The organism is Streptomyces sp. NPDC055025 (genome assembly GCF_053608565.1).
Genome location: NZ_JBSGVS010000041.1, coordinates 16,386 through 41,672, shown reverse-complemented (window position 1 = coordinate 41,672; position 25,287 = coordinate 16,386). Strand labels below are relative to the sequence as shown.

The window sequence follows — 25,287 nt, the reverse complement described above, 5'->3', positions numbered from 1 at the left end:
GGCTTACCGGGAGTGAAGGGTACAGAGTGCCTCGCCGCTCCCTGGGGTGGCCCGGAGGCCGTAGGGTTGCAAGGAGTACATCCGCTGTTCGACGGCGCGCCGCGGGCGGCGGCGGCAGGGACGACGAAAGAGGACGCATGATGACGACGGTTCCCCAGCCGACGGCCGCCACCCGGTGGCGCTGCACACTGTGCGGCAATCTCACGCGTTTCGACGTGACGCGGTCGTCGAGGGCCGTCGAGTACGTCCATCTGGACCTGGCGGGGGAGCCGAGGGTCGAGGAGCGCGAGGTGGTCAGTGAGACCATCGAGTCGGTGCGCTGCCGGTGGTGCAACGCGGTGGATCAGATCGAGCTGGTGGACAGGCCGGGCGCCGGTTCCTGAGGGAGCCGCCCGAAAGGGTATGGGGTGACGGATGTGGAGCAGGCCGCAAGCGGTGCTGAGCCGGCCGGCGCGGCCGGCGGTGACGCCGCGGAGGCGCTGGACCGCCCGCTCCCGGACGGGGTACGACGCAGGGTCATCGCGCTGGTCTCGGACGCCTTCGGCGGTCTGACCGTCACCGAACTCCCCGCGCAGCTGCGCCAGTACGCCCGGTTCACGCCCAACAGACGGGCCAAGTTCGCCGGTAACGCGATGGCGGCCGCCCTGGAGAGCGATCCGCTGTTCCGGCAGCGGATCGGTGAGCGCATCAGCCACTCCCAGCCGGAGCTGGCCGGGGCCCTGGAGTCGGGGTCGCCGCCGGCCGCCGCGGATCCCGTCGACGTGGCCGCGGCCGCGTATGTGCTCAGGCCCCCCGGATGGGTGAAGTTGGTGGCCGCCGCGGGCGAGGAGGCCCAGCGCGCGGACGCCGAGCGCGCCGACGAGGAGGCCCGGCGCGAACTGGATCGGCTGCGTGAGGAACTGGCCGTGGCCAGGGCGCTGACGAAGAGCGAGACCGAGCGGCTGCGTACGGAACTGGAGTCGGCCCGCAAGGAGGCCGAGTCGCTCCATCGCAAACTGCGCAGTGCCCAGAGCGATGTGAAGCGGGGCGAGGCCGCCCTGCGCCGGGTGCACGCGGAGACCGAGGCGGTCAGGGCCGAGGCCGCCGCCGCGGTGTCGGCCGCGGAGAGCGAGACCCGCCGGATCAAGGCGCGGCTCGGTGAGGCCGAGTCGGCGGTCGAGGCGAGCCGCAGGGCCGCCCGCGAGGGCCGCTCGGTGGAGGACATGCGGCTGCGGCTGCTGCTGGACACCGTGCTGGAATCGGCCCAGGGGCTACGGCGCGAACTGGCGCTGCCGCCCGCCACGGTCCGGCCCGGCGATACGGTCGACGCGGTCGAGCCCGGCCGGATGTCGCCCAAGGACGTGGCGGCCCGCGCGCTCTCCGAGACCGATCCCGCGCTGCTCGACCAGTTGCTCGCGCTGCCGCAGTCGCATCTCATCGTGGACGGCTACAACGTCACCAAGACCGGCTATCCGACGATGCCGTTGGAGAAGCAGCGGCTGCGGCTGCTGGGCGGGCTCGCCATGCTCGCGGCGCAGTCGGGCGCGGAGATGACCTGTGTCTTCGACGGCGCGGAGCTGGCGGCGCCCGTGCTGCTCGCCCCGCCGCGCGGGGTGCGGGTGCTGTTCTCCAAACCGGGTGTGACCGCCGACGAGTTGATCCGTCAGCTCGTCAGGGCGGAGCCGCCGGGGCGGCCGCTGGTGGTGGTCTCCACCGACCGTGAGGTCGCGGACGGAGTGGCTCTGGCCGGCGCCAGACCCGTCGCGTCCGCCTTGTTGCTGAAGCGGCTTTCGCGCATCTAGTCAACTTGTGGGATCAATGCCCGAATTAAGGGCCTTTTTCTGGGGCGTAGCGTCAAATGTCCATCACTGCCTGTGTAGCGTCTGTAAATAATGCGCGTCCTGACGGAGATTTTCCTTGTCAGGATTTGAACTGATCACAAGAAGGTCACTATGGTCAGGCGTCGAACCTTCGCGCGGTTGATCACCCACCCGGGGTGACAGCGAAGGAACCGCCGATTTCATGCAGTTCAGCCCAGCTGGCAGGGGTATGGGACGTATGGAGCCGGGGCCCTGTGTCCCCCATGGCCCGGTAGGCGGCTGAGGAAGAAGGAGCTCGCCTCCGTGGCGTCCCACCGTCGTCCCAAGCAGCCGAGCCGCGCCCGTGTGACCGTGCTCACCGCGACCGCTGCCGCCGCTGTCGCCCTGACCTCCCAGGCCGCTCAGGCCGCTCCGCAGCCGAGCAAGAGCGACGTCAAGGAGAAGGTCGACAAGCTTTACGAGGACGCCGAGAAGGCCACCGAGAAGTACAAGGGCGTGGAGGAGCAGCAGACCAAGCTGGAGAAGGAGGTCGACGCCCTCCAGGACAAGGTCGCCCGCGGTCAGGACGAGCTGAACGACCTCCGCGACAGCCTCGGTTCGATGGCCAGCGCCCAGTACCGCACCGGCGGTATCGACCCCGCCGTGCAGCTCTTCCTCTCCTCGGACCCGGACAGCTATCTGGAGAAGGCGTCCACGCTCGACCAGGTCAGCGCCCAGCAGGCCGAGTCGCTGCGGCAGATCCAGGAGAAGCAGCGCCTTCTGGCGCAGCAGCGCCAGGAGGCCCAGACCAAGGTCCAGGACCTCGACGAGACCCGCAAGGAACTGCGCGCGAAGAAGGACCAGGTCCGCGAGAAGCTCGCCGAGACGCAGAAGCTGCTCAACACGCTCACCGCCCAGGAGCGCGCTTCGATCGCCGAGGACGAGTCCCGCGCCAACCGCGCCAGTTCCCGCGCGGACCTCGGCAACGCGGTGCCCGCCTCGCAGCGCGCGTCGGCCGCCTTCGCCGCCGCCCAGGGCAAGATCGGCACGCCGTACGTCTACGGCGCCTCCGGCCCCAGCTCCTTCGACTGCTCCGGGCTCACCTCGTGGGCGTACGCCCAGGCCGGTGTCTCCATACCCCGTACGTCCGAGGCTCAGGCCAACGCCGGTACGCGGCTGGGCATGAGCCAGCTCCAGCAGGGCGACCTGGTCATCTTCTACGGCGACCTGCACCACGTCGGTTTCTACGCGGGCAACGGCCAGGTGCTGCACGCCCCCAAGCCGGGTGCCAGCGTGCGCTACGAGTCGATCAACAACATGCCGTTCCAGTTCGGCGTACGTATCTGAGGTTTCATGCCGGGATTCCCCGTCCGGGGCTCCGCCGCACTCTCTTCCCGCCGCACCCCCTTCCCGCCGGATCCCGGACTCCATGCCCGCCCATTCGGGCGAATTCCCGCACCTCCCGCTGACGCCGCGCCCCGCCGATGACCTGTGGTCTACGGCGGGGCGTCACTTTGTGTGCGCGGGGCGGTCGTTGGCCGCTCCGTGATCGCCCGGCTACTGTCTGCTCCCGCGGCTCAGGCCAGTGGTCCGCCCGTCGGGCGGCCGGGGGCCGCGTCAGTGCGTTCAGCGGAAGGAAGTGCGGCCTCCTGTGGTGTCCCATCGCCGTCCCTCACACTCCGGCCCCCTGGTTTCCCGCGGGGGCGCGGCCGTGGCCCTGTCCGCCGCGGCGGCCACGGCGGCCGCGGCCCTCGGAGCGGTCCCGGCGGGCGCCGACCCGCGGCAGTCGCCCGAGGAGACCCGGGCCACGGTCGACCGGCTCTACGAACAGGCCGAGAAGGCGACCGAGCAGTACAACAAGGCGACCGAGCGGGTGGACCGGCTGCGCGCGCTGGTGGACCGGGCGCAGGACAGCGCGGCGCGCGGCCAGGGGAGCGTCAACCGGATGCGCGGAGCGCTCGGTTCGGTCGCCGGCGCCCAGTACCGCTCCGGCGGGATCGATCCCGCCCTCGCCCTGCTGCTCTCCTCCGACCCCGACAGCTATCTCGACAGGGCCTCCGTACTGGACCGGGTCGGCGAACGCCAGTCCGGTGCGCTGAGAGAACTCAAGCAGGCCCAGCGGAGACTGGGACAGGTACGTATGGAAGCCGCCCGCGATCTCACCGAGCTGGAGCGCAGCAGGGCCGTCGTCGCCCGGCACAAGCGCACCGTCGAGGGGAAGCTCGCGCAGGCGCGGCGGCTGCTGAACTCCCTGCCCGCCGCCGACCGGGAGTCCTACGACCGGGCCTCCCGCTCCGGCCGCGGCGGACCGGCCACGCTCTCCGGCGGCGGACCGGCCTCCGCGCGGGCCTCCGCCGCGATGCTCGCCGCCCAGCGCGCGGTGGGCCGGCCCTATGTGTGGGGCGCCAACGGGCCCTCGGGCTTCGACTGTTCGGGACTCACGCAGTGGGCGTACGCGCAGGCGGGCGTCGGACTGCCGCGTACCTCCCAGGCGCAGCGGTACGCGGGCAGTCGGGTCCCGCTCTCGGAGGCACGGCCGGGGGATCTCGTGGCGTACCGCGACGACGCGAGCCATATCGCGATGTACGCGGGCAACGGCCAGGTGATCCATGCCCCGTATCCGGGCGCCTCGGTGCGCTACGACCCGGTGGGCATGATGCCCGTCTCCTCGGTCACCCGCGTCTGATCCACCGGTCGCGCTCCTCGGCCGCGCGTCGGGCACACGCGTCCGGTCCCGCTCCCCGGCACACGCGCCCGGTCCCGCTCCCGGGCACGCCGTACGATCGGCGGGGTGGCAGGTCGGGCGCGTACCGCGGCGGGACGGCACGGTACGCGCGGGCGCGCGGCCGTGCTGTGGCTGACCGTGCTCCTGCTGGTGCCGGTCTGGGGCTGTACGGCCCCGGCGAAGGCCCCCGACAGCGCCGCCGCGGCGATCGGGCAGACCCTGGACCGCAGAGCCGCCGCCGTCCTCGACCGCGACGAGCGCGCGTATCTCGCCGTCCTCGACCCCACGGCGACGGCGCTGCGCGCCACCGGCCGCCGTGAGTTCCGGAACCTCGCCGAGGTGCCGCTCGACTCCTGGACGTACCGGCTCACCGATGTCGAGCGCTCCGGTGACCGGGCCACCGTCCGCGCCGAACTGCGCTACGGGCTCGCGGGCTACGACCGCGCTCCGGTGTCCGCGCCGCGCACGCTGGAGCTGACGGAGCGCGCGGGGCGCTGGTATGTGACCGCCGACCGGCCCGGCGAAGGCGCCGCCCAGCAGCTCTGGGAGCAGGGCCCGGTACGGGCCGTACGGGGCGCCCGCAGCCTGGTCCTCGGCGCCGGGCAGGACGACGCGCGGCTGCGCGCGATCGCTGCCACCGCCGACCGGGCCGTCCCGGCCGTCGACGACGCCTGGCCGCGCCCGTGGGCCGGCCGGGCCGTTCTGCTCGTCCCCGGCTCGCTGGAGGCCATGGCGAGGCTCCTGGGGGCCTCCGCGGCCGGTTACCGGGGCATCGCGGCGGTCACCACCGGAATCACCGCCGGGGAGAGTGCCGCCGGCACCGCGCCGGCCGACCGGGTCGTGGTGAACCCCGAGGCGTACGGCTCCCTCTCCGGCTTCGGCCGGGAGATCGTCCTCGCCCACGAGATCACCCATGTCGCGACCCGTACCGCCACCTCGGCCGCCACCCCCACCTGGCTCTCGGAGGGCTTCGCCGACCGGGTCGCGTACCGGGGCACGGACCGTACGGCCGGACAGATCGCCCCCGAACTCCAGCGCGCCGTGCGCGGCGGCGCCGCCCCCGCCGCGCTCCCGGCCGACGAGGACTTCGCCTTCGGCGCCGGCGCCGACCGGCTGGCCAGGGCGTACGAGAGCGGCTGGCTGGCCTGCGAGCTGATCGCCGAGCGCTGGGGCGAGCGGCGGCTGACCGACTTCTACCGCGCGGTGGGCGCGCACGCCGGGCGCGAGGGCGCGGTGGAGAAGGCCCTGCACGATGTCCTGGCCACCACGCCGGAGGACTTCACCGCCCGCTGGCGCGCGTACGCCCGGCAGCGGCTGGGCTGACCCCGGCCGGCTCCGCGCGCTCCGCCGCCCGCCCGCGTGAGCGCGGGACCGTCGCCCGCCAGAGCCGGTGGCACGCGAGGAGGGTCGCGGCGACCAGCAGGCCGTTGCGTACGAAGAGCAGCGCCACCCCCAGCGGATCGCCCCCCACCACATGCGAGAACAGCACCGGGAACTCCAGCAGGGTGACCCCCGTCGCGGCCAGCACCAGCCACCCGGGCAGCGCCATCCGGCTGCCGCGCAGCGTCAGACAGGCGGCGGCCAGACCCACCAGCCAGAGCATGTACTGCGGGCTGATCACCCGGCTCGTGGTGGTGAACAGCAGCACCGCGGCGAAGGCGGCGTCGCAGGGGGTGCTCGCGCCGAACTCGCGCGCCTTGAGCCGCCAGACGAACAGCCAGCCGGCGGCCAGGGCGGTCAGCCCCAGCGCGGCCGTGCTGACCAGCGGGACATACGGTCCGACGAACTCCACGGAGCCGTAGTTGAGCAGCGCCCCGCCGCTCCAGCCGAAGTGCCGCGCCACCTGGAAGACCAGGGCGCCCAGCGACTCGATCTCGGTGCCCCGGTCGCGCTGGAAGGTGAGAAAGGCCAGCGCGCCGGGCATCGCGGCACAGCAGACCACCGTCAGCGCGACGGCCGTGACGGCCGCGGCGGTCCAGGTCCCGCGGGTGTCCCGGCCGCGCGGGGTGCCCACCAGCAGCAGCAACGGCCAGATCTTCAGCAGCGCGCCGAATCCGGCGAGCGCCCCCATCAGCCGGGGTCCGCGCACCCCCGTGAGCAGCGCGGTGACGGCCACCGCCGTCACCATCAGGTCGTACCGCGCGTACGAGGTCGGTCCCAGCAGCGGCACCCCCGCGATCCACACCCACGCGCCCCGGTACGACCGGCCCGTGCCCCGGGCCGCCCGCAGCAGCAGCGCGAAGGCCACCGCGTCACAGAGGAAGGCCAGCACGAAGAAGGCGGCGGCGTAGCCCAGGAACGGCAGGACCGCGGGCGCCAGGATCGGGAGGGCCGCGGCGGGCGGATACTGCCAGGTCACATCGTCCAGCGGATAGGTGCCGGTCCTCAGCACCTCGTACCAGCCCTGGTAGATCACCGAGACATCGCCGGTGACGTCGGGCCCCGGCACGGAGACGACCTTGAAGACACAGAGCAGCAGAACGGCCCTGGTGAGGGTCCACACCGCGACCGGGAGCCGTGTGCCGTGCGTGCCCGCCATGCCCACCTCGTCCGCTTCCTGTGCTTCGCGCGCTTCGTCTGTTCCGTTCCCGGTCGCGGGAGTCATGATGCCGGGCGGGACCGCGCCCGAGCCATCAGGCAGGGCCGTTGGGTACTGTCGGCGGCGATGCGCAAGACATTGATCGTGACCAACGACTTCCCGCCCCGGCCCGGGGGCATCCAGGCGTTCCTGCACAACATGGCGCTGCGCCTGGACCCCGAACGCCTCGTGGTCTACGCCTCGACCTGGAAGCGCGGCAAGGAGGGCGCGGAGGCCACGGCCGCCTTCGACGCCGAGCAGCCGTTCACCGTCGTACGGGACCGTACGACGATGCTGCTGCCGACCCCGCGCGTGACCCGCAGGGCCGTCGGGCTGCTGCGTGAACACGGCTGCGAGTCGGTCTGGTTCGGCGCGGCGGCGCCGCTCGGACTGATGGCCCCGGCGCTGCGCAAGGCCGGTGCGCGCCGGCTGGTGGCCACCACACACGGCCATGAGGCCGGCTGGGCGCAGCTTCCCGCCGCACGGGGGCTGCTGCGGCGGATCGGCGAGTCCACGGACACGATCACCTATCTCGGTGAGTACACCCGCTCGCGTATCGCCGGCGCGCTCACCCCCGAGGCCGCCGCGCGCATGGTGCGGCTGCCGCCGGGCGTCGACGAGAAGGCCTTCCACCCGGGCTCGGGCGGCCCGGCCGTCCGGGAGCGGCTCGGGCTGGTGGACCGGCCCGTCGTCGTCTGTGTCTCACGGCTGGTGCCGCGCAAGGGCCAGGACACGCTGATCCTCGCGCTGCCCGCGATTCTGGCGCGGGTGCCGGACGCGGTGCTGCTGATCGTGGGCGGCGGACCGTACGAGGGCGAGCTGCGCAAGCTGGCGGCCGAGACCGGGGTCACCGGTTCCGTACGCTTCACCGGCGCGGTCCCCTGGGCGGAACTGCCCGCCCACTTCGGCGCGGGCGACGTCTTCGCGATGCCCTGCCGTACGCGGCGCGGCGGTCTGGACGTCGAGGGCCTCGGCATCGTCTATCTGGAGGCCTCCGCCACCGGGCTCCCGGTGGTCGCGGGCGACTCCGGCGGCGCGCCGGACGCGGTGCTGGACGGGGAGACGGGCTGGGTGGTCAGGGGCGGGCCGCCGCAGGTCGCGGCGGAGGAGTCGGCGGAGCGGATCGTCGCCCTGCTGCTCGATCCGGAGCTGCGGAGACGGATGGGGGAGCGGGGACGGGAGTGGGTGGAGGAACGCTGGCGCTGGGACGACTTGGCGTCCGAGCTGCGGGCGCTGCTCTAGGGCCTCTCGTTTGGATCTTGCTGGGCTCCAGCCGGATCCAGACGAAAGACCCTGGGCCCCCGGCCGGGGGCATCGTCCCGGGTCCGGTTCGGCCCGGGACGGCGGGTCCGCGCGAGCCGTCGTGCGCGGGTCCGGACGCGCGCCTCCTACGCCCCGGCCCCGCCCGTCGGTGGGCCCGCGCTCGTCCGCTCAGGTCTGGTACAGCGCCTCGATGTCGTCCGCGAAGTCCTTCGCGACCACATTCCGCTTGAGCTTGAGCGAGGGGGTGATGTGGCCGCCCTGCTCGGTGAACTGGGTGGTGAGGATGCGGAACTTGCGGACCGATTCGGCCTTGGAGACCGCGGTGTTCCCCTCGTCCACGGCTCGCTGCACCTCGGCCAGCAGTTCCGGGTCCAGCCGGAGTGTCGCCGCCGTCGAGTTCGCCGGTTTGCCGTGTTCGGCGGCCCAGCGGGTCAGGAACTCCTCGTCCAGGGTGATCAACGCGCCGACAAAGGGACGGCCGTCGCCGACGACCATGCATTCGGAGATGAGCGCGTGGGCGCGGATCCGGTCCTCGATGACGGCCGGGGCGACGTTCTTGCCGCCGGCGGTGACGAGGATCTCCTTCTTGCGGCCCGTGATGGTCAGATAGCCGTCCTCGTCGAGGGTGCCGATGTCGCCGGTGTGGAACCAGCCGTCGGCCAGCGCCTCCGCTGTCGCCTCCGGGTTGTTCCAGTACCCGGTGAAGAGGTGTTCGCCGTGGAGGAGGATTTCGCCGTCGTCGGCGATGCGGATGACGGACCCGGGGAGAGGCTGTCCGACGGTGCCGATCTTCTGGCGGTCCCAGGGGTTGAAGGAGGTGGCGGCGCAGGACTCGGTGAGTCCGTACCCCTCCAGGACGGTGAAGCCGATGCCGCGGTAGAAGTGGCCGAGGCGCTCGCCGAGAGGGGCGCCGCCGGAGATGGCGTACTCGCCGTTTCCGCCGAGCACCGCGCGTAGCTTCCGGTAGACGAGCCGGTCGAAGAGCTTGTGACGGATACGCAGACCGAGGGACGGGCCGCGCGGGGTGGACAGGGACCGGCTGTAGGCGATCGCGGTGTGGGCGGCCCGGTCGAAGACCCGGCCCTTCCCCGCCGCCTGCGCGGTGGCGCGTGCCGAGTTGTAGACCTTCTCGAAGACCCGGGGCACCCCCAGGATCAAGGTCGGCCGGAAGGCGGCCAGCTCCTCCGTCAGATTCTTGATGTCCGGTACGCAGCCGAGTTTGATCGGCGCCATCACGGCCGCCACCTCGACGAGCCGCCCGAAGACATGCGCGGCCGGGAGGAAGAGCAGTACGGAGCATTCGCCCGTGCGGAAGAGGGGCTTGAGCCGCTCCACCGCGTTCCCGCACTCCGCGAAGAAGCTGCGGTGGGTGAGCACACAGCCCTTGGGGCGGCCGGTGGTGCCCGAGGTGTAGACGATGGTCGCCGGGTCGTCGGCCTTCGCGGACGACGCGCGCTCGTCGACCACCGCCTCCGGGATCTCCGCGCCCGCCGCCGTCAGCTCCTCGACGCCGCCCCGGTCGATCTGCCAGACCGCCCGCAGCTCGGGCAGTGTGTGCTGGACCGACTCGACGGCTGTGTAGTGCGCGTCGTTCTCGACGATCACCGCGACCGCGCCGGAGTCGCCGAGGATCCACTGGACCTGCTCGGCGGAACTGGTCTCGTACACCGGTACGGTCACCGCGCCCGCGGTCCAGATCGCGAAGTCGAGCTGGACCCACTCGAAGCGGGTACGGGACATCAGCGCGACGCGGTCGCCGGGCCGGATGCCCGCCGCGATCAGGCCCTTGGCGGCGGCCCGTACCTCGGCCAGGAACTGGGTGGCGGTCACATCGGTCCACACGCCCCCCACCTTGCGGCCCAGGACCGCGACATCGGGATGCTGTGCGGCGTTGCGGCGGACGAGATCCGTCAGATTGCCGTCCGCGGGGACCTCGTACAGGGCCGGAAGGCTGAACTCGCGCAAGACTGCTGCTCCTCATCGGGCGCCGGCGCCACGGCTCCGTGCGACTCGCCGGTCGCGGTCCAGGACCGGGGCAGGTGCTCGGCGGGGCGAGCACGAGTGGACTGCCCGGACGTTACCCATCGGTACTGGCGTACGCATAGGGGGGTCCGGCCAGATGTTCCCTGCGTCACACGTGATGGACGGTACTGCGCGCACAGTAGTCCACACCTCTGACACGACGGAAGGAACCGCAGGTCCGGCCCCCTCTATCGGGTGGGAGAACCCCGTTCTAGGGTGATCCGCATGGCAGGTATGCGAGTCAATGTGATCAGTGATGTGCATGGGAACACCCAGGGCCTTCTGACGGCCGGCGACGGCGCCGACGCCCTGATCTGCCTCGGTGACCTTGTGCTCTTCCTTGACTACGCGGACCACTCGCGCGGTATCTTTCCCGACCTCTTCGGGGTCGGGAACGCCGACCGGATCGTGGAGCTGCGCACCGCCCGCCGCTTCGACGAGGCCCGTGACCTGGGCCGGGAGCTCTGGTCCCGGCTGGACATCGACCCCGCCGCGGCCATCGAGGGCGCGGTGCGCCGTCAGTACGCCGAGATGTTCGCCGCGCTTCCCGCCCCGACATACGCCACCTACGGCAATGTCGACATCCCGGCGCTCTGGCCGGAGTACGCGCGCCCCGGGACCACCGTTCTCGACGGGGAGCGGGTGGAACTGGGCGGCCGGGTCTTCGGCTTCGTCGGCGGCGGACTGCGCACCCCCATGCGCACCCCGTACGAGATCTCCGACGAGGAGTACGCCGCCAAGGTCGAGGCGCTCGGCGAGGTGGACGTCCTGTGCTCGCACATCCCGCCCGATGTGCCGGAGTTGACCTATGACACCGTCCCGCGCCGGTTCGAGCGGGGCAGCCGTGCGCTGCTGGAGGCCATCCGCCGTACGAAGCCCCGCTACGCCCTGTTCGGCCATGTCCACCAGCCGCTCGCCCGGCGGATGCGGATCGGCTCCACGGAGTGTGTGAATGTCGGTCACTTCGCCGCGACAGGGCGCCCCTGGGCCCTGGAATGGTGAACGGCGCACTCGCGATAGCCTGCACACCGCGTACCCAGTACCGGAGGAGCACGGCGATGGCGGAACACACCAGTTCGAGCATCACGATCGAGGCGGCACCGGCCGATGTCATGGGCGTGATCGCCGACTTCGCCCGCTACCCGGAGTGGACCGGCGAGGTGAAGGAGGCCGAGGTGCTGGCCACCGACGACCGCGGGCGCGCCCAGCAGGTCAGGCTGGTGCTGGACGCCGGGGCGATCAAGGACGACCACACCCTCGCCTACACCTGGACCGGCGGCGACGAGGTGAGCTGGACCCTGGTGAAGTCCCAGATGCTGCGCGCCCTCGACGGCTCGTATCTGCTGACGCCCCTCGGCGGCGGCGACCGCACCGAGGTCACCTACCGGCTGACCGTCGACGTCAAGATCCCGATGCTCGGCATGATCAAGCGCAAGGCGGAGAAGGTCATCATCGACCGCGCGCTCGCGGGCCTGAAGAAGCGCGTCGAATCCGCCCCCGGAGCCTGACCCCGATGCGTACGGTCCTGGTCACCGGCCCCGGCGGGGCGGGCCGTACCACCATCGCCGCGGCCACCGCGCGGGCCGCCGCCCGGCGGGGCGGACGCGTCCTGCTGCTCTCCGCCGACCCGCTCGACGATCTGCTCGGCATACCGGTGGGCGCCGGGCCCACCGGGGCGGGCGACGGCCTGTGGGCCGCGCGCGTCGACTCCGGCGAACACTTCCGCGCGGAACTGCTCACCCTTCAGGAGCGGGCCGCCACCGCGCTCGATCTGCTCGGCGCCCGCAGACTGGCCGGCGAGGAACTCACCGAGCTGCCCGGCAGCGAGCAGTTCGCCCTGCTCCACGCCGTGCGCCGGGCCGCCGAGGGCGACTGGGACGTCCTGGTCGTCGATCTGCCGCCGCTGCGGCAGGCACTGGCCGTACTGGCCCTGCCCGAGCAGCTCCGCCGCTATCTGCGCCGGCTGCTGCCCCGCGAGCGGCAGGCCGCCCGCGCGCTGCGCCCGATGATGGCCCAGCTCGCCGGGGTGCCGATGCCCGCGCAGTGGCTGTACGAGATGGCCGACCGGCGGGACGCGGAGCTGGCCGTCGTCCAGTCCGTCGTCCAGGACCCCATGACGACCGTACGGCTGGTCGCGGAGCCGGGGCCCACGGCGGCGGCGGCCCTGCGCACCGCCCGTACCGCACTGGCCCTGTACGGGCTGCGCGTCGACACCCTCGTACCGAACCGGATCCTGCCCGGCGACGCGGCGGGGCCCTGGCTCGCGACGCTCGTCGCGCAGCAGCGCAAGTGCCTGGACGAGTGGTACGAGGAGTGGGCGCCCGAGGCGCCCCTGTACCCGGTGGGGCATCTCGGCCGCGACCCGTACGGCCCGGACGATCTGACGCTGCTGGGCGAGGGCTCCGGTGAGGACGGGGGAGCGGGCCTGGCCACCGGGCTCGCGGACGGGCTGGACGGGCCGGGCCCGGCGGCGGCCGACCCCTGGCCGGTCGAGGACCGGCTCGCCGAGGACAACCTGCTCGTCTGGTGCCTGCCGCTGCCGGGAGCGGTCAAGAGCGAGCTGTCCCTGGTCCGCAGGGACGACGAACTCCTGCTCACCGTCGGCCCCTTCCGCCGTACCGTGCCCCTGCCGTCCGCGCTGCGCCGCTGCACGGTGACCGGCGCGGCCCTCACCGACGGGGTGCTGCGGGTGAGATTCACCCCCGACCCCGCGCTGTGGCCGCGCGGGCACTGAGGGACCCGGGGCCGTTCGGGTACCGTCGAAGGTAAGAACCCCTTCCGCTGCCCACGGCGGAGGGCCTCTGCCCCTGACGCAGGAGTCTCCATGAGCGAAGCCACCGAGCGCCCCGCCACCGACTCGGACGCCTGGGCGGCGGCATGTGCCGAGGATCTGGAGGCGGAGAAGGCCCGCCGCCGCGCGACCTACGGTCCGCCGCCCGTCTCCGCCGCCGACGAGCTGCGCAAGCTCGTCGACGCCGTCGCGGACAAGGTCTCCTCCCTGCCGGGACCGCTGTTCGGTATGGCCGCGCAGGGCGCCGTGGAGCAGTTCATCAACCAGGCCAAAGCGGTCGTCGAGCCGGTCATCGAGCGCAACCCCGGGGTTTTCGGCCATCTCGCCGCCGCGGGCAACGAACTGCTCGCCGCGTACCGCTCCGCGGTCGAGAACCAGGAGGGCGGCTGGACCCGCGGCTCCTCCTCGGCGCCGTCCACCGGGGACCCGTCGGCCGCCGGACCAGACGTCCCTCGCGACACGAAGAAGTCCGACGACCCCACCGACCCCAGGGACGAAGGACCTGGTCCGAGCGGTCATATCGACCTGGACTGACCTTCGCCCGCCAGCCCTCGGGTACGGTTGACCACAGCGGGGCTCGACCGAAAACTGAGGGACACATGGGACTCACCATCGGCGTCGACATCGGCGGCACGAAGATCGCGGCGGGCGTGGTCGACGAAGAGGGCACCATCCTGGAGACGCACAAGGTGCCCACCCCGCCGACCGCAGAAGGCATCGTGGACGCGATCTGCGCCGCGGTCTCCGGCGCCGGCGAGGGACACCAGATCGAGGCGGTCGGTATCGGGGCCGCCGGATACGTCGACGACAAGCGCGCCACCGTCCTCTTCGCGCCCAACATCAACTGGCGCCATGAACCGCTCAAGGACAAGGTCGAGCAGCGGATCGGCCTGCCGGTCGTCGTGGAGAACGACGCCAACGCCGCCGCGTGGGGCGAGTACAGGTTCGGGGCCGGACAGGGCCACGACGATGTCATCTGCATCACGCTCGGCACCGGGCTCGGCGGCGGCATCATCATCGGCAACAAGCTGCGCCGGGGCCGCTTCGGTGTGGCGGCGGAGTTCGGGCACATCCGGGTGGTGCCGGACGGTCTGCTCTGCGGCTGCGGCAGCCAGGGGTGCTGGGAGCAGTACGCGTCCGGGCGCGCCCTCGTCCGGTACGCCAGGCAGCGCGCCAACGCGACCCCGGAGAACGCGGAGATCCTGCTCGGTCTCGGCGACGGCAGCGCGGACGGCATCGAGGGCAGGCACATCAGCTCCGCGGCCCGCGCCGGTGACCCGGTGGCCATCGACTCCTTCCGCGAACTGGCCCGGTGGGCCGGCGCCGGTCTCGCCGATCTGGCCTCGCTCTTCGACCCGTCCGCGTTCATTGTCGGCGGCGGGGTCTCCGACGAGGGCGAACTGGTCCTCGACCCGATCCGCAAGTCCTTCAGGCGCTGGCTGATCGGCGGCGAGTGGCGTCCGCACGCCCAGGTGCTCGCGGCCCAACTGGGCGGCGAAGCGGGCCTGGTGGGCGCCGCGGACCTGGCCCGCCAGGGCTGACGCCGACACCCGCGCCCGCCGCACCCGACGTGGGTACGGCGGGCGCTGCCCGGAGCACCGCACCCCGGCCCGGTGTCGGCCGAAACCCGTCGGACTCTCTCCCGTATCTTGTGGGCATGGCGATGCCCCCGCTGCCCGACTCCCGTACCGAACCGGACGGTTCGGCCGTGATCCGGGTGCTCAGTTACAACATCCGGTCGATGCGCGACGACCGTGAGGCGCTGGTCCGGGTGATCAAGGCCTGTGCGCCCGATCTGGTCCTCATCCAGGAAGCGCCGAGATTCTTCCGCTGGCGCAAGCGCGCCGCGTGGCTGGCCGCGCGGACCGATCTCGTGGTGCTGAGCGGAGGGGCCACCGCGTCCGGGCCCCTGCTGCTCTGTTCGCTGCGCGCCACGGTCGAGCGGACCGAGGACATCCTGCTGCCGCTCACCCCCGGTCTGCACCGGCGCGGCTTCGCCACGGCGGTCGTACGGTTCGGCCGGGCCCGGCTCGGGGTGCTGAGCTGCCATCTCAGTCTGGACGCCGACGAGCGGTACGCGCAGGCGCGGACGCTGCTCGACCGCGTCGGGGCCATGGACGTACCGCACGCGATCGCCGCCGGTGACCTCAACGACCCACCGGAGGGCCGGAGTTTCCGGCTGCTGGCCGGGGAACTCCGGGACTGCTGGACGGCGAAGCCCTGGGGCGACGAGTACACCTCCACCCCGGAGCGCCCCCACCAGCGCATCGACGCGATCTTCGCCACCGAGGGCGTCGAGATCCTCGGCTGCGGGGTGCCGAGGGGACTGCCGGGCGTCACCGAGACCGACCTGAAGGCGGCGACGGACCACCTACCGGTACTGGCAGCGGTGCGCCTCCCGGCTTAGAGGACCGCGGCTCCGGGCGCGTCCCGGCGGAGCCCGGTCCCGTCCGCCCGATTCGTCCTCAATCGCCGGACGGGCCGGGTTTCGGCCCGCGTCCGGGGTCCGGGCGGGAGGGGGTCGGGGAGTGTCCCGGCACCCGCACCCGCACCCGCCACCGGCCCCCGCGCCGCCAGGCGCGCGGCGCACCCCGCCCACGCCCCCCGCCGGGAGGTGAGGCGCACCGTCAGACGACCGCGCCCCGGCCCGGGTCGTCGTTCTCCTCGTCGTCGTGTTTCATCCGCGCCACCAGCGTGGCGAAGCCGCCCAGGAAACCGCCGATGCACAGCGTCGTCAGCCACCACGTCATGTCCCACTGGAGCAGGACCGCGACCAGCATCAGCACCGGTCCGCCGATCACCGCCAGCCAGGCGAACTTGGCCGTGACGTCGGCCTCGGGCAGCGGCGGCGGCTCCGGGGGTACGAAATGTCCCTCGTCGCCGTCGTCGAGGTCCTCCTCCCGGGCCTCCGGCACCTCGTAGTCGCGCGGTCCGGAACCGCCGACCCCGGGCGCGAAGACGACCGAGCCGCCGAGCGTGGGTCTTGCCTCGTCGCTGTCCTTCTCCGGAGCCGGGGCGGGCGCCGCCGCTTCCGGATCGGGTCCGGCACCCGGCCCGAGGGTGTTCTTCTCCCCCTCCAGCACGGCCAGATCCTCCACCGACTTGAACGGCTTGGCGCCCGGCGGATCCGCCGGCTCATCCCCGTACCCGGCGACGATCGCCGCCCAGGCCGCGTCCTCGTCGATCGGCTGCGGCTCCCGGTCCGCGTCATGCTCAGCCACCGCTGGTGCTCCCCTTCTGCCCGGCAATCGGAGCGAGGCGGCCGATGAACGAGAGACTCTCCTCGAAGATCCGCTCCGCGTCATGGTCCAACGTCGCCACGTGGTAGCTCTGTTCCAACTGGATCTCACGGACATCCCGTGACGAGATCCGGGCGAGGATCCTGGCCGAGTCGGCCGGTGGTACGACATGGTCCCGAGGGCTGCGCAGCAGCAGCAACGGCTGGGTCACCTGGGGCAGCGCCCCGTCCACCAGACCGAAGAACTTCCGCAGCGAGTACGCGGCGTGCAGCGGCACCCGGTCGTAACCGACCTCCTTCACGCCCTCCTTGGCGATATCGCTCGTCACTCCCCTGGTCGTCGGCACGAGATGGCGCACCACCGGCAGGACATGGGCCGCCGCTCCATGCAGCTTGATCGCCGGGTTCACCACGACGATCCCCTGGACCGCCGGGCCGTGCTTGGCCGCGAGCCGCAGCGCCAGCGTCCCGCCCATCGAGAGTCCGAGGACGAAGACCTGGCGGCACCGCTGGAGCAGCTCGCCCAGCGCCCGGTCCACCTCCGCGTACCAGTCCTGCCAGCCGGTGAGCTGCATGTCCTGCCAGCGGGTGCCGTGGCCGGGGAGCAACGGCAGGGACACGGTGAGACCGTGCCCGGCCAGATGCTCGGCCCAGGGACGCAACGACTGCGGGGAACCGGTGAATCCGTGACAGAGAAGAACGCCGACCTCTCCGCCCTCATGGCGGTACGGCTCGGCTCCAGGAAGGACCGGCACCGGGGTCTCCTGTTCGTGAGGCTCGGGAAGGTGTACTTCACCGTACGCGACCGGACCGACACCGACCAGATCCGTCCGGCCTCCGTGAAGGAGAGCACGTACCCCCCAGGCGTTAAGGTCTGTCCGACAGCACACAGGAGGCATTCGAGTTGATCTACGGTGCGATGAAGTTCTCCATCGGAGGGTCCCTGAAGCTCGCCTTCAGGCCCTGGGTGGAGGGTCTTGAGAACGTTCCCGCCGAGGGCCCCGCGATCCTCGCCAGCAACCATCTCTCCTTCTCCGACTCGTTCTTCCTCCCGGCCGTCCTCGACCGCAAGGTGACATTTATCGCCAAGGCCGAGTACTTCACCTCGCCCGGTCTCAAGGGGAAGCTGACCGCCGCCTTCTTCAAGGGAGTCGGACAGCTCCCGGTGGACCGCTCGGGCGGACGCGGCGCGGGCGAGGCCGCCATCCGGAGCGGGATCAAGGTCCTGGAGCGCGGTGAACTCTTCGGTATCTACCCGGAGGGCACCCGCTCGCCCGACGGCCGGCTGTACCGGGGCAAGCCGGGCGGTCTGGCGCGTGTGGCGCTGGCGTCCGGAGCGCCCGTCATCCCCGTCGCCATGATCGACACCGAGAAGATCCAGCCGCCCGGCAAGGTGGTGCCCAAGCTGATGCGCCCGGGGATAAGGATCGGCAAGCCGCTGGACTTCAGCCGCTACCAGGGCATGGAGAGCGACCGGTTCATCCTGCGCTCGGTGACCGACGAGGTCATGTACGAGATCATGAAGCTGTCCGGCCAGGAGTATGTCGACATCTACGCGACGGCGGCCAAGCGCCGGCTCGCCGAAGAGGCGAAGGCGTCGGGAACCGGCGGGGAGTGATCCACGAGAGGTGAGATCCACGAGGGGGGGAGGATCCGATCGACCGTCGGTACGGGTTCGCGGTGTCCTGGAGGCGCGGCGGACCGCAGAAGGACAGACGTATGTCGGTCGAGCAGCCGCTCTGGCGGGCGCTGACCGCCTACCGGCCGCTCACCATGGTCTACGCCGTGCTGATCTTCGTCTTCGAACGCGACCGGTTCGAACACCCCTGGGTGGCCGCGGCGTTCCTGGCGTTCCTGGCCGTCTGGACGGTCGTCACACTCCCCAGAGTCGCGAACGCCGTGAACTGCACCAAGCGCTTCCTGGTCGCCGATCTCACCGTCGCCCTCACCGGCATCCTGCTCACCCCGCTGGCCGACGAGCACGCCCGGAGCGTCGACGGCCCCACCCTGCCGTCGATATGGACCGCGGGTTCGGTCCTCGCCTTCGCGATCAAGGGCGGCTGGCGCTGGGCCGCCGTCGCCTCCTCCTTCGTCGCCGCGGCCAATCTCGTGGAACGCGCCCACCCCAGCCGGGACACCCTCCACAATGTGCTGCTCGTCTGGGTCGCCTCCATCGCCATCGGATATGTCGTCGAGGTCGCCCGAGCCTCGGAACGCACCCTCGCCCGCGCCCTGGAGATCGAGGCCGCGACCCGGGAACGCGAGCGGCTGGCCCGGGACATCCACGACAGCGTGCTCCAGGTGCTGGCGATGGTGCAGCGGCGCGGTACGGCGATCGGCGGCGAGGCCGCGGAGCTGGGCCGGCTGGCGGGGGAGCAGGAGATCGCCCTGCGCACCCTGGTCTCCAGCGGTCTCGTGCCCACCGTGCGCGCCCCCGCGGAGTCCATGGCGGCCCCCGCCGATCCGGGCCCCTGCGATCTGCGCTCGCTGCTCGCGCCGTACACCGGCCCGAAGGTCACCTTCGCCGAGCCGGGCGCGCCCGTACTGCTGGAGCACGCGACGGCCGGTGAGCTGGCGGCGGCGGTCGGCGCCGCCCTGGACAATGTCCGCGAGCACGCGGGCCGGGACGCCCGCGCCTGGATCCTGGTCGAGGACTGGCCGGACGAGGTGATCGTGACCGTCAGGGACGACGGACCCGGCATCCCGGACGGCAGACTCGCCCAGGCCGAGGGGGAGGGACGGCTCGGTGTCGCCCTCTCCATCCGCGGCCGGCTGAGGGAGCTGGGCGGCAGCGCCGAACTGGTCTCGGTGCCGGGACAGGGCACGGAGGTCGAGTTGAAGGTTCCACGGGGGAAGGCGGAGCGATGAGCGAGCGGCAGACGGAGGAGACGGTCAGGGTGATGGTCGTCGACGACCATCCGATGTGGCGGGACGCCGTCGCCCGCGATCTGGAGGCCGCCGGTTTCGAGGTGGTCGCGACCGCCGGGGACGGCCCGCAGGCGGTGCGCCGCGCCACGGCGACCACCCCGCGGGTGCTCGTCCTCGATCTCAATCTCCCCGGAATGCCGGGAGTCCGGGTCTGCAAGGAACTGGTCGGCTCCCTGCCCGGACTCCGTGTACTGGTCCTCTCCGCGAGCGGCGAGCACGCCGATGTCCTGGAGGCGGTGAAGTCCGGCGCCACCGGCTATCTGCTCAAGTCGGCCAGTACGGAGGAGCTGATCGACGCCGTACGCCGTACCGCCGCGGGCGATCCGGTCTTCACCCCCGGACTCGCGGGTCTGGTGCTGGGGGAGTACCGCAGGCTCGCGACGGAGCCCGCGCCCGCCGCCCCGGACGAGCGGGGGACGCCCCGGCTGACCGAGCGGGAGACCGAGGTGCTGCGGCTGGTCGCGAAGGGGCTCTCGTACAAACAGATCGCCGAACGCCTCGTCATCTCGCACCGCACCGTGCAGAACCATGTGCAGAACACCCTGGGCAAGCTGCAACTGCACAACCGCGTCGAGCTGGTCCGTTACGCGATCGAGCGCGGACTCGACGACGCCTGACCGTTCTCCCGGGGACAGATCCGTACAACCATCTCCGTCCGCCCTCTGGTGGAACCCAATCCCTCCTGCGCACCATGCCGGAGTGACCTGAGTCACCCTTCCTGTGGCCCGGGTGCCCCACCGACGGCGAAGGGAAGTGTTTTCCATGCGAGTCGGAGTGCTGACCGGGGGCGGCGACTGCCCCGGGCTGAACGCGGTCATCCGCGCCATCGTGCGCAAGGGCGTTCAGGAGTACGGCTATGAGTTCACCGGATTCAGGGACGGCTGGCGGGGGCCGCTGGACGGCGACACCGTACGGCTCGACATCCCCGCGGTACGCGGCATCCTGCCGCGCGGCGGCACCATCCTCGGTTCCTCCCGCACCAATCCGCTCAAGGCCGAGGACGGTGTCCGCCGGATCAGGGAGAACCTCGCCGTGCACCAGGTCGACGCGCTCGTCGTGATCGGCGGCGAGGACACGCTCGGCGTCGCGTCGCGGCTCTCCGACGAGTTCGGCATCCCCTGCGTCGGAGTGCCCAAGACCATCGACAACGACCTCTCCGCCACCGACTACACCTTCGGCTTCGACACCGCGGTCGGCATCGCCACCGAGGCCATCGACCGGCTGCACACCACCGCCGAATCCCATATGCGCGTCCTGGTCTGCGAGGTGATGGGCCGTCACGCGGGCTGGATCGCCCTGCACTCGGGGCTGGCCGGCGGCGCGAACGTCATACTCATCCCCGAGCGGCGCTTCGACGTCGACCAGGTCTGCGCCTGGGTGACCTCACGTTTCAAGGCCTCGTACGCCCCGATCGTGGTGGTCGCGGAGGGCGCGATGCCCAAGGACGGCGACCTGGTCCTCAAGGACGGCACGCTGGACTCCTTCGGCCATGTCCGGCTCTCGGGCGTCGGCGAGTGGCTGGCCAAGGAGATCGAACGCCGCACCGGCAAGGAGGCCAGGACCACGGTCCTCGGCCATGTCCAGCGCGGCGGCACCCCGAGCGCCTTCGACCGCTGGCTGGCCACCCGCTTCGGCCTGCACGCGATCGAGGCGGTGCGGGACGGGGACTTCGGCAGGATGGTGGCGCTGCGGGGGACGGACATCGTACGCGTACCGATGGCGGAGGCAACGGCCCAACTCAAAACGGTCCAGCCGGCACTGTACGAAGAGGCGAGCGTCTTCTTCGGCTGATTCCTGAGACCTCCGGCCGGGGGCCCGGCCGGCGGTCGACGGTGGGGGCCGGGGTCGGAGTGCCCCGGCCCCCGCACCACCCACCGACCCCCGCCGCGAGGCGCCCCCACAGCCCCCGGGAGGCTACGCCCCCCGCACCCCCGCCCCCATCGCCTCCGCCAGCAACTGGCCCACGATCTCCCGCCCGTTCACCGTCAGCACCGACTCCGGGTGGAACTGCACCGACGCGAACCCGTCGCCCCTCAGCGCGTACACCTCCCCGCTGTCCGTGTCCCGGCTCACCCGCACGCCATGCGCGCCCAGTTCCTCCGCCGTCTCCTCGTCGCAGCGCGCCGTGAAGCTGTTGTAGAAGCCGACCGTCTCCGTCCGCCCGAAGAGATCGATCCGCGTCTGCGCGCCCTGGTACGGAACCCGCTTGCGTACGGTCTCCAGGCCGAGTTCCGCCGCGATCAGCTCATGGCCGAGACAGACGCCCAGCAGCCCGTGCCGCCGCTCCCGCAGGAGATCCGACGCGAGCCCGCGCAGCAGCCGCATCTTCGGGTCCGCCATGTCCGCCGGATCGCCGGGGCCGGGCCCCAGCACCACCGGCCCCCCGGACCCGACACCCCCGTGCCGGAGTACGGCCTCCCGTAGCCCCGGCTCGTCGTACCGCCGTACCGTCACCTCCAGGCCCGAGGACCGCAGCAGATGCGCGAGCATCGCCGTGAACGTGTCCTCGCCGTCGACGACCAGCGCGTGCCCGCCGAGCGTCGCCGGTTCGGTCCGCATCCTCAGCCAGAACGGCGCCAGATCCGCGCGCCGCGCGTCCAGCGCCGCCCGTACCCTCGGGTCGTCGGCGAGCCGTGGGCGCCCGGACTCCTCGCGCGGCCGGCCGGGACGTACCCCCAGGGCCGCCAGCACCCCCGCCGCCTTGGCATGGGTCTCGGCCACCTCGCCCTCGGGGCGGGAGTGCCGTACGAGCGTCGCCCCCACCGGCACCCGCAGTCCGCCGTCACGGCCGATGTCGGCGGTACGGATCAGAATGGGGGAGTCGAGGGTCTGCGCGCCGCCCGCGTCCCGCCCGATGAGCGCGAGCGCGCCGCCGTAGTAGCCGCGCCCGCCGGCCTCATGGCGTTCGATGACCCGGCAGGCGTTCTGCACCGGTGAGCCGGTGACCGTCGCCGCGAACATCGTCTCCTTGAGCACCTCGCGCACATCGAGCGAGGACCGCCCGCGCAGTTCGTACTCGGTGTGCGCGAGATGCGCCATCTCCTTGAGCCGGGGGCCGATCACCACCCCGCCCCGGTCGCCCACGGCGCACATCATCTTCAGCTCCTCGTCGACGACCATGGAGAGCTCCTCGGTCTCCTTGCGGTCGGCGAGGAAGTCCAGCAGCGCCTCCGGCGACGGGCCCCCGGGCGGATAACGGAAGGTCCCGCTGATCGGATTCATCACGACCGTCCCGCCGCTCATCCGGACATGGACCTCGGGGCTGGCCCCGACGAGGGTGCGCTCGCCGGTGTGGACGACGAAGGTCCAGTACGCGCCCCGCTCACCGGCGAGCAGCCGCCGGAAGAGGGCGAGGGCATCGGCCCTGGAGAAGCCCGGGATCCGGCCCTCGAAGGTGCGCCGGATCACGAAGTTGGCGCCCTCGCCCCGGCCGATCTCGTCCTCGATCACCCGCCGGACGATCTCCCCGTACCGCTCGTCGTCGAGATCGAACGCGCCGTCCTCGACCCGTACCCCGTGGGCGGGCAGGCGGTCGAGCACCTCGGCGAGCGGCAGTTCGTACGTCTCGTCCGCCACCAGCACGGACAGGGGTGTCCCGTCGTCCCGTACGTCGAAGCCGCGCTCCCTGATCTGCCGGAACGGCACCAGGGCGAGCGAGAGCCCGTCACCGGCGGGGAGATCGGCGAGCCGGGCGGCCTCCCGTACGGTCCCGGTCAGCAGCTCCACGGTGTCGTGGTCGCGGCCGGGGGTGCGACGGCGCAGCAGGGCGAAGGGCGGGCAGTCGTCGTGCGTGAGTCGGTCCAGCGGATGGGCGAGCGGATTGCGGGGCATCTGCGGTGTTCCTTCCGGAGAGGAGGAACGGCCGTCTCCTCCCCGGTCCGCCGTCGGCCCGGACAAGACTGAAGGCCGCCCCTCGGGGCGGCCTTCGCGATTCGTGGTGCGCGCTGAATCAGTGGGCCGCCGGACGAGCGGTCCACCACCAGGTCTGATTCGAAAGCGCGAACATGAGCGGCACCCTAGCGCATCCGCTCCGCCGCGGGCGCACGGAGCGCAAGGTTCATGTTCCATACTGTGAGAGCCACCCGTGCTACGGCGTGCGACCACGTAATCTGGGGCGCGTGACAGTCAACGCTGAGAACCTCGCGACCCATGAGCCGTCCTGGAGAGACCTTCCCGCCGCGCAGCAGCCGGAGTATCCGGACCAGGACGCCCTGCGCGGGGTCGTGGCGGAGCTGGAGAGCTATCCGCCGCTCGTCTTCGCGGGTGAGTGCGATCAGTTGCGTGCGCGGCTGGGTGCCGTCGCCAGGGGCGAGGCGTTCCTGCTCCAGGGGGGTGACTGCGCGGAGGCGTTCGACGCGGTCTCGGCGGATCAGATCCGGAACAAGCTGAAGACGCTTCTCCAGATGGGTGCCGTCCTCACCTACGCGGCGTCGGTGCCGGTGGTGAAGGTCGGCCGGATCGCCGGCCAGTACTCGAAGCCGCGTTCCAAGAACACCGAGACGCGTGACGGGGTGACGCTGCCGACGTACCGGGGTGACTCGGTGAACGGGTTCGACTTCGAGGAGAAGGCCCGGATCCCGGATCCGGAGCGGCTGAAGCGGATGTACCACGCGTCCGCGGCGACGCTCAATCTGGTGCGTGCCTTCACCACCGGTGGTTACGCGGATCTGCGTCAGGTGCACGCGTGGAACCAGGATTTCGTGAAGTCGTCGCCGTCGGGGCAGCGTTACGAGCAGCTCGCCCGGGAGATCGACAACGCGCTGAACTTCATGAAGGCGGCGGGCACCGATCCGGCGGAGTTCCGTACGGTCGAGTTCTACTCCTCGCACGAGGCGCTGCTGCTGGACTACGAGTCGGCGCTGACGCGGGTCGACTCCCGTACCGGCGGGCTGTACGACGTGTCCGGGCACATGGTGTGGATCGGTGAGCGCACCCGTCAGCTGGACGGCGCGCACATCGAGTTCGCCTCGAAGATCAACAATCCGATCGGGGTCAAGCTCGGTCCTGCGACCACGGTCGACGAGGCGCTCACCTACATCGACCGGCTGGATCCCGAGCGGGTGCCCGGCCGGCTGACGTTCATCGTGCGGATGGGCGCGGACAAGGTCAGGGACAAGCTTCCCGAGCTGGTCGAGAAGGTGACGGCCTCGGGTGCCACGGTGGCGTGGGTGACGGATCCGATGCACGGCAACACCTTCGAGGCGGCGTCCGGCCACAAGACCCGGCGCTTCGACGATGTGCTCGACGAGGTCAAGGGCTTCTTCGAGGTCCACAAGGGGCTGGGCACGCATCCGGGCGGTATCCATGTCGAGCTGACCGGTGATGATGTCACCGAGTGTGTGGGCGGCGGGGACGAGATCTTCGTCGACGATCTGCACCAGCGGTACGAGACGGCCTGCGACCCGCGCCTCAACCGCAGCCAGTCCCTCGACCTGGCCTTCCTGGTCGCCGAGATGTACCGCGACCAGTAGGCGCGACCGGTGGGCCCGGCCGAGCGGCACGTTCGGTGACATGTACGGCACGGTGGGGCGTGGATCGATGTGATCCGCGCCCCATCGGTGCTTTTCGGGCTTTTGCGGTTCGAGGGCGACAGCTAAGGTTAGGTTAACCTCACCGAATGGTCGGGGTGGTCCGATCGACAGCCCGCCCGGGAGGTGAACCGCGTGTACGTCTGCTCCTGCTTCGGCATCACCGAGACAGAGGTGAAGGCACACGCGGACGCTGGCGCGTGCACCCCTCGCCAGATCGCCTCGGCGAGCAAGGCCGGCACCGACTGCGGCTCCTGTGTGCGCAGTATCCAGTCGATCCTCGGGCGCGGCGGCTGCCCCCGCCGTGAACTGCCCGACCGCCGTACCCCCGTACGCGTCGAACCGGCGGACCCGGAGGTCGCGGCCGTACCCATGACCCCGGCCCCGGTCCCGGCCCCGGCACGCCTGCGCAAAGCCGCCTAGGTCCTGTCCGCCT

General features: G+C 71.8%; 24 protein-coding genes. 18 read left to right on the top strand and 6 right to left on the bottom strand.

Features of this window, described 5'->3' with window-relative positions:
* Positions 1–140: 140 nt before the first annotated feature.
* From ACWGDX_RS24495 to ACWGDX_RS24475, 5 genes are all read left to right on the top strand, one after another.
* Positions 141–383: a hypothetical protein gene (locus ACWGDX_RS24495; protein WP_453628863.1), complete on the top strand. Its 243-nt coding sequence runs from the start codon at positions 141–143 to the stop codon at positions 381–383.
* Positions 384–416: 33 nt separating this feature from the next.
* Entirely contained in the window at positions 417–1,781 is a 1,365-nt protein-coding gene (locus ACWGDX_RS24490) for an NYN domain-containing protein (RefSeq protein WP_453628798.1), read from the top strand.
* 321 nt (positions 1,782–2,102) lie between these two features.
* Positions 2,103–3,125, top strand: a complete 1,023-nt coding sequence (locus ACWGDX_RS24485) for an NlpC/P60 family protein (protein WP_453628796.1) — start codon at positions 2,103–2,105, stop codon at positions 3,123–3,125.
* Between the two features lie 304 nt (positions 3,126–3,429).
* Positions 3,430–4,464: an NlpC/P60 family protein gene (locus tag ACWGDX_RS24480; RefSeq protein WP_453628794.1), complete on the top strand. Its 1,035-nt coding sequence runs from the start codon at positions 3,430–3,432 to the stop codon at positions 4,462–4,464.
* A 105-nt stretch (positions 4,465–4,569) separates the two neighbouring features.
* On the top strand, positions 4,570–5,826 hold the full coding sequence (locus tag ACWGDX_RS24475) for a hypothetical protein (RefSeq protein ID WP_453628792.1): 1,257 nt from the start codon (positions 4,570–4,572) through the stop codon (positions 5,824–5,826).
* Here the strand turns inward: ACWGDX_RS24475 and ACWGDX_RS24470 are convergent.
* The gene (locus ACWGDX_RS24470) at positions 5,783–7,042 is read right to left on the bottom strand and encodes a glycosyltransferase 87 family protein (protein WP_453628861.1); all 1,260 of its coding nucleotides are present in this window, start codon (positions 7,040–7,042) and stop codon (positions 5,783–5,785) included. The genes ACWGDX_RS24475 and ACWGDX_RS24470 overlap by 44 nt on opposite strands.
* A gap of 126 nt (positions 7,043–7,168) precedes the next feature.
* On the opposite strand from ACWGDX_RS24470, the gene ACWGDX_RS24465 reads away from it, so the two are divergent.
* Positions 7,169–8,323 carry a glycosyltransferase family 4 protein gene (locus ACWGDX_RS24465; protein WP_453628790.1) on the top strand — a complete coding sequence of 385 codons (1,155 nt, stop codon included), beginning with the start codon at positions 7,169–7,171 and terminating at the stop codon, positions 8,321–8,323.
* 189 nt (positions 8,324–8,512) lie between these two features.
* Here the strand turns inward: ACWGDX_RS24465 and ACWGDX_RS24460 are convergent, their stop codons facing one another.
* Positions 8,513–10,309 carry an AMP-dependent synthetase/ligase gene (locus ACWGDX_RS24460; protein WP_453628788.1) on the bottom strand — a complete coding sequence of 599 codons (1,797 nt, stop codon included), beginning with the start codon at positions 10,307–10,309 and terminating at the stop codon, positions 8,513–8,515.
* A gap of 291 nt (positions 10,310–10,600) precedes the next feature.
* Here ACWGDX_RS24460 and ACWGDX_RS24455 point away from each other — a divergent pair, with 291 nt between their 5' ends.
* The 6 genes from ACWGDX_RS24455 to ACWGDX_RS24430 all read left to right on the top strand — a co-directional run bounded on the left by ACWGDX_RS24455 (position 10,601) and on the right by ACWGDX_RS24430 (position 15,564).
* A complete protein-coding gene (locus ACWGDX_RS24455; RefSeq protein WP_453628859.1) occupies positions 10,601–11,368 on the top strand; it encodes a metallophosphoesterase family protein in 768 nt (255 codons plus the stop codon).
* 56 nt (positions 11,369–11,424) lie between these two features.
* Positions 11,425–11,874 (top strand): SRPBCC family protein, encoded by a 450-nt coding sequence (locus ACWGDX_RS24450; protein ID WP_382850034.1) that lies wholly within the window; start codon positions 11,425–11,427, stop codon positions 11,872–11,874.
* 5 nt (positions 11,875–11,879) lie between these two features.
* Entirely contained in the window at positions 11,880–13,100 is a 1,221-nt protein-coding gene (locus ACWGDX_RS24445) for an ArsA family ATPase (RefSeq protein ID WP_453628785.1), read from the top strand.
* Between the two features lie 90 nt (positions 13,101–13,190).
* Complete coding sequence (locus ACWGDX_RS24440) at positions 13,191–13,691, top strand: DUF5304 domain-containing protein (protein WP_453628783.1); 501 nt, start codon at positions 13,191–13,193, stop codon at positions 13,689–13,691.
* Positions 13,692–13,756: 65 nt separating this feature from the next.
* The gene (locus ACWGDX_RS24435; RefSeq protein ID WP_453628781.1) at positions 13,757–14,698 is read left to right on the top strand and encodes an ROK family glucokinase; all 942 of its coding nucleotides are present in this window, start codon (positions 13,757–13,759) and stop codon (positions 14,696–14,698) included.
* 116 nt (positions 14,699–14,814) lie between these two features.
* Entirely contained in the window at positions 14,815–15,564 is a 750-nt protein-coding gene (locus ACWGDX_RS24430; protein WP_453628779.1) for an endonuclease/exonuclease/phosphatase family protein, read from the top strand.
* Between the two features lie 220 nt (positions 15,565–15,784).
* Here the strand turns inward: ACWGDX_RS24430 and ACWGDX_RS24425 are convergent, their stop codons facing one another.
* Together ACWGDX_RS24425 and ACWGDX_RS24420 are read right to left on the bottom strand one after the other, a co-directional pair.
* On the bottom strand, positions 15,785–16,378 hold the full coding sequence (locus ACWGDX_RS24425; protein ID WP_453628777.1) for a hypothetical protein: 594 nt from the start codon (positions 16,376–16,378) through the stop codon (positions 15,785–15,787).
* Positions 16,371–17,150 carry an alpha/beta hydrolase gene (locus ACWGDX_RS24420; RefSeq protein ID WP_453628775.1) on the bottom strand — a complete coding sequence of 260 codons (780 nt, stop codon included), beginning with the start codon at positions 17,148–17,150 and terminating at the stop codon, positions 16,371–16,373. Before ACWGDX_RS24420 ends, ACWGDX_RS24425 begins: the two co-directional genes overlap by 8 nt.
* A 149-nt stretch (positions 17,151–17,299) precedes the next feature.
* Between ACWGDX_RS24420 and ACWGDX_RS24415 the strand changes: the two genes are divergently transcribed.
* The 4 genes from ACWGDX_RS24415 to ACWGDX_RS24400 all read left to right on the top strand — a co-directional run bounded on the left by ACWGDX_RS24415 (position 17,300) and on the right by ACWGDX_RS24400 (position 21,114).
* Complete coding sequence (locus tag ACWGDX_RS24415) at positions 17,300–18,013, top strand: lysophospholipid acyltransferase family protein (RefSeq protein WP_365902339.1); 714 nt, start codon at positions 17,300–17,302, stop codon at positions 18,011–18,013.
* Between the two features lie 101 nt (positions 18,014–18,114).
* Positions 18,115–19,263, top strand: coding sequence for a MacS family sensor histidine kinase (gene macS, locus ACWGDX_RS24410; protein ID WP_453628773.1), 1,149 nt, complete (start codon positions 18,115–18,117; stop codon positions 19,261–19,263).
* The gene (locus ACWGDX_RS24405) at positions 19,260–19,940 is read left to right on the top strand and encodes a response regulator (protein WP_453628771.1); all 681 of its coding nucleotides are present in this window, start codon (positions 19,260–19,262) and stop codon (positions 19,938–19,940) included. The genes macS and ACWGDX_RS24405 overlap by 4 nt, the downstream gene beginning before the upstream one ends.
* Before the next feature lie 145 nt (positions 19,941–20,085).
* Complete coding sequence (locus tag ACWGDX_RS24400) at positions 20,086–21,114, top strand: 6-phosphofructokinase (RefSeq protein WP_453628769.1); 1,029 nt, start codon at positions 20,086–20,088, stop codon at positions 21,112–21,114.
* Positions 21,115–21,237: 123 nt separating this feature from the next.
* On the opposite strand, the gene ACWGDX_RS24395 is transcribed toward ACWGDX_RS24400, so the two are convergent.
* Positions 21,238–23,154, bottom strand: a complete 1,917-nt coding sequence (locus ACWGDX_RS24395; protein ID WP_453628767.1) for an anthranilate synthase family protein — start codon at positions 23,152–23,154, stop codon at positions 21,238–21,240.
* Positions 23,155–23,272: 118 nt separating this feature from the next.
* On the bottom strand, positions 23,273–23,329 hold the full coding sequence (locus tag ACWGDX_RS24390; RefSeq protein ID WP_370748118.1) for a trp operon leader peptide: 57 nt from the start codon (positions 23,327–23,329) through the stop codon (positions 23,273–23,275).
* Between the two features lie 112 nt (positions 23,330–23,441).
* On the opposite strand from ACWGDX_RS24390, the gene ACWGDX_RS24385 reads away from it, so the two are divergent.
* Complete coding sequence (locus ACWGDX_RS24385) at positions 23,442–24,794, top strand: class II 3-deoxy-7-phosphoheptulonate synthase (RefSeq protein ID WP_453628765.1); 1,353 nt, start codon at positions 23,442–23,444, stop codon at positions 24,792–24,794.
* Between the two features lie 183 nt (positions 24,795–24,977).
* Entirely contained in the window at positions 24,978–25,274 is a 297-nt protein-coding gene (locus ACWGDX_RS24380) for a (2Fe-2S)-binding protein (protein WP_453628763.1), read from the top strand.
* The last annotated feature ends 13 nt before the right edge of the window (positions 25,275–25,287 follow it).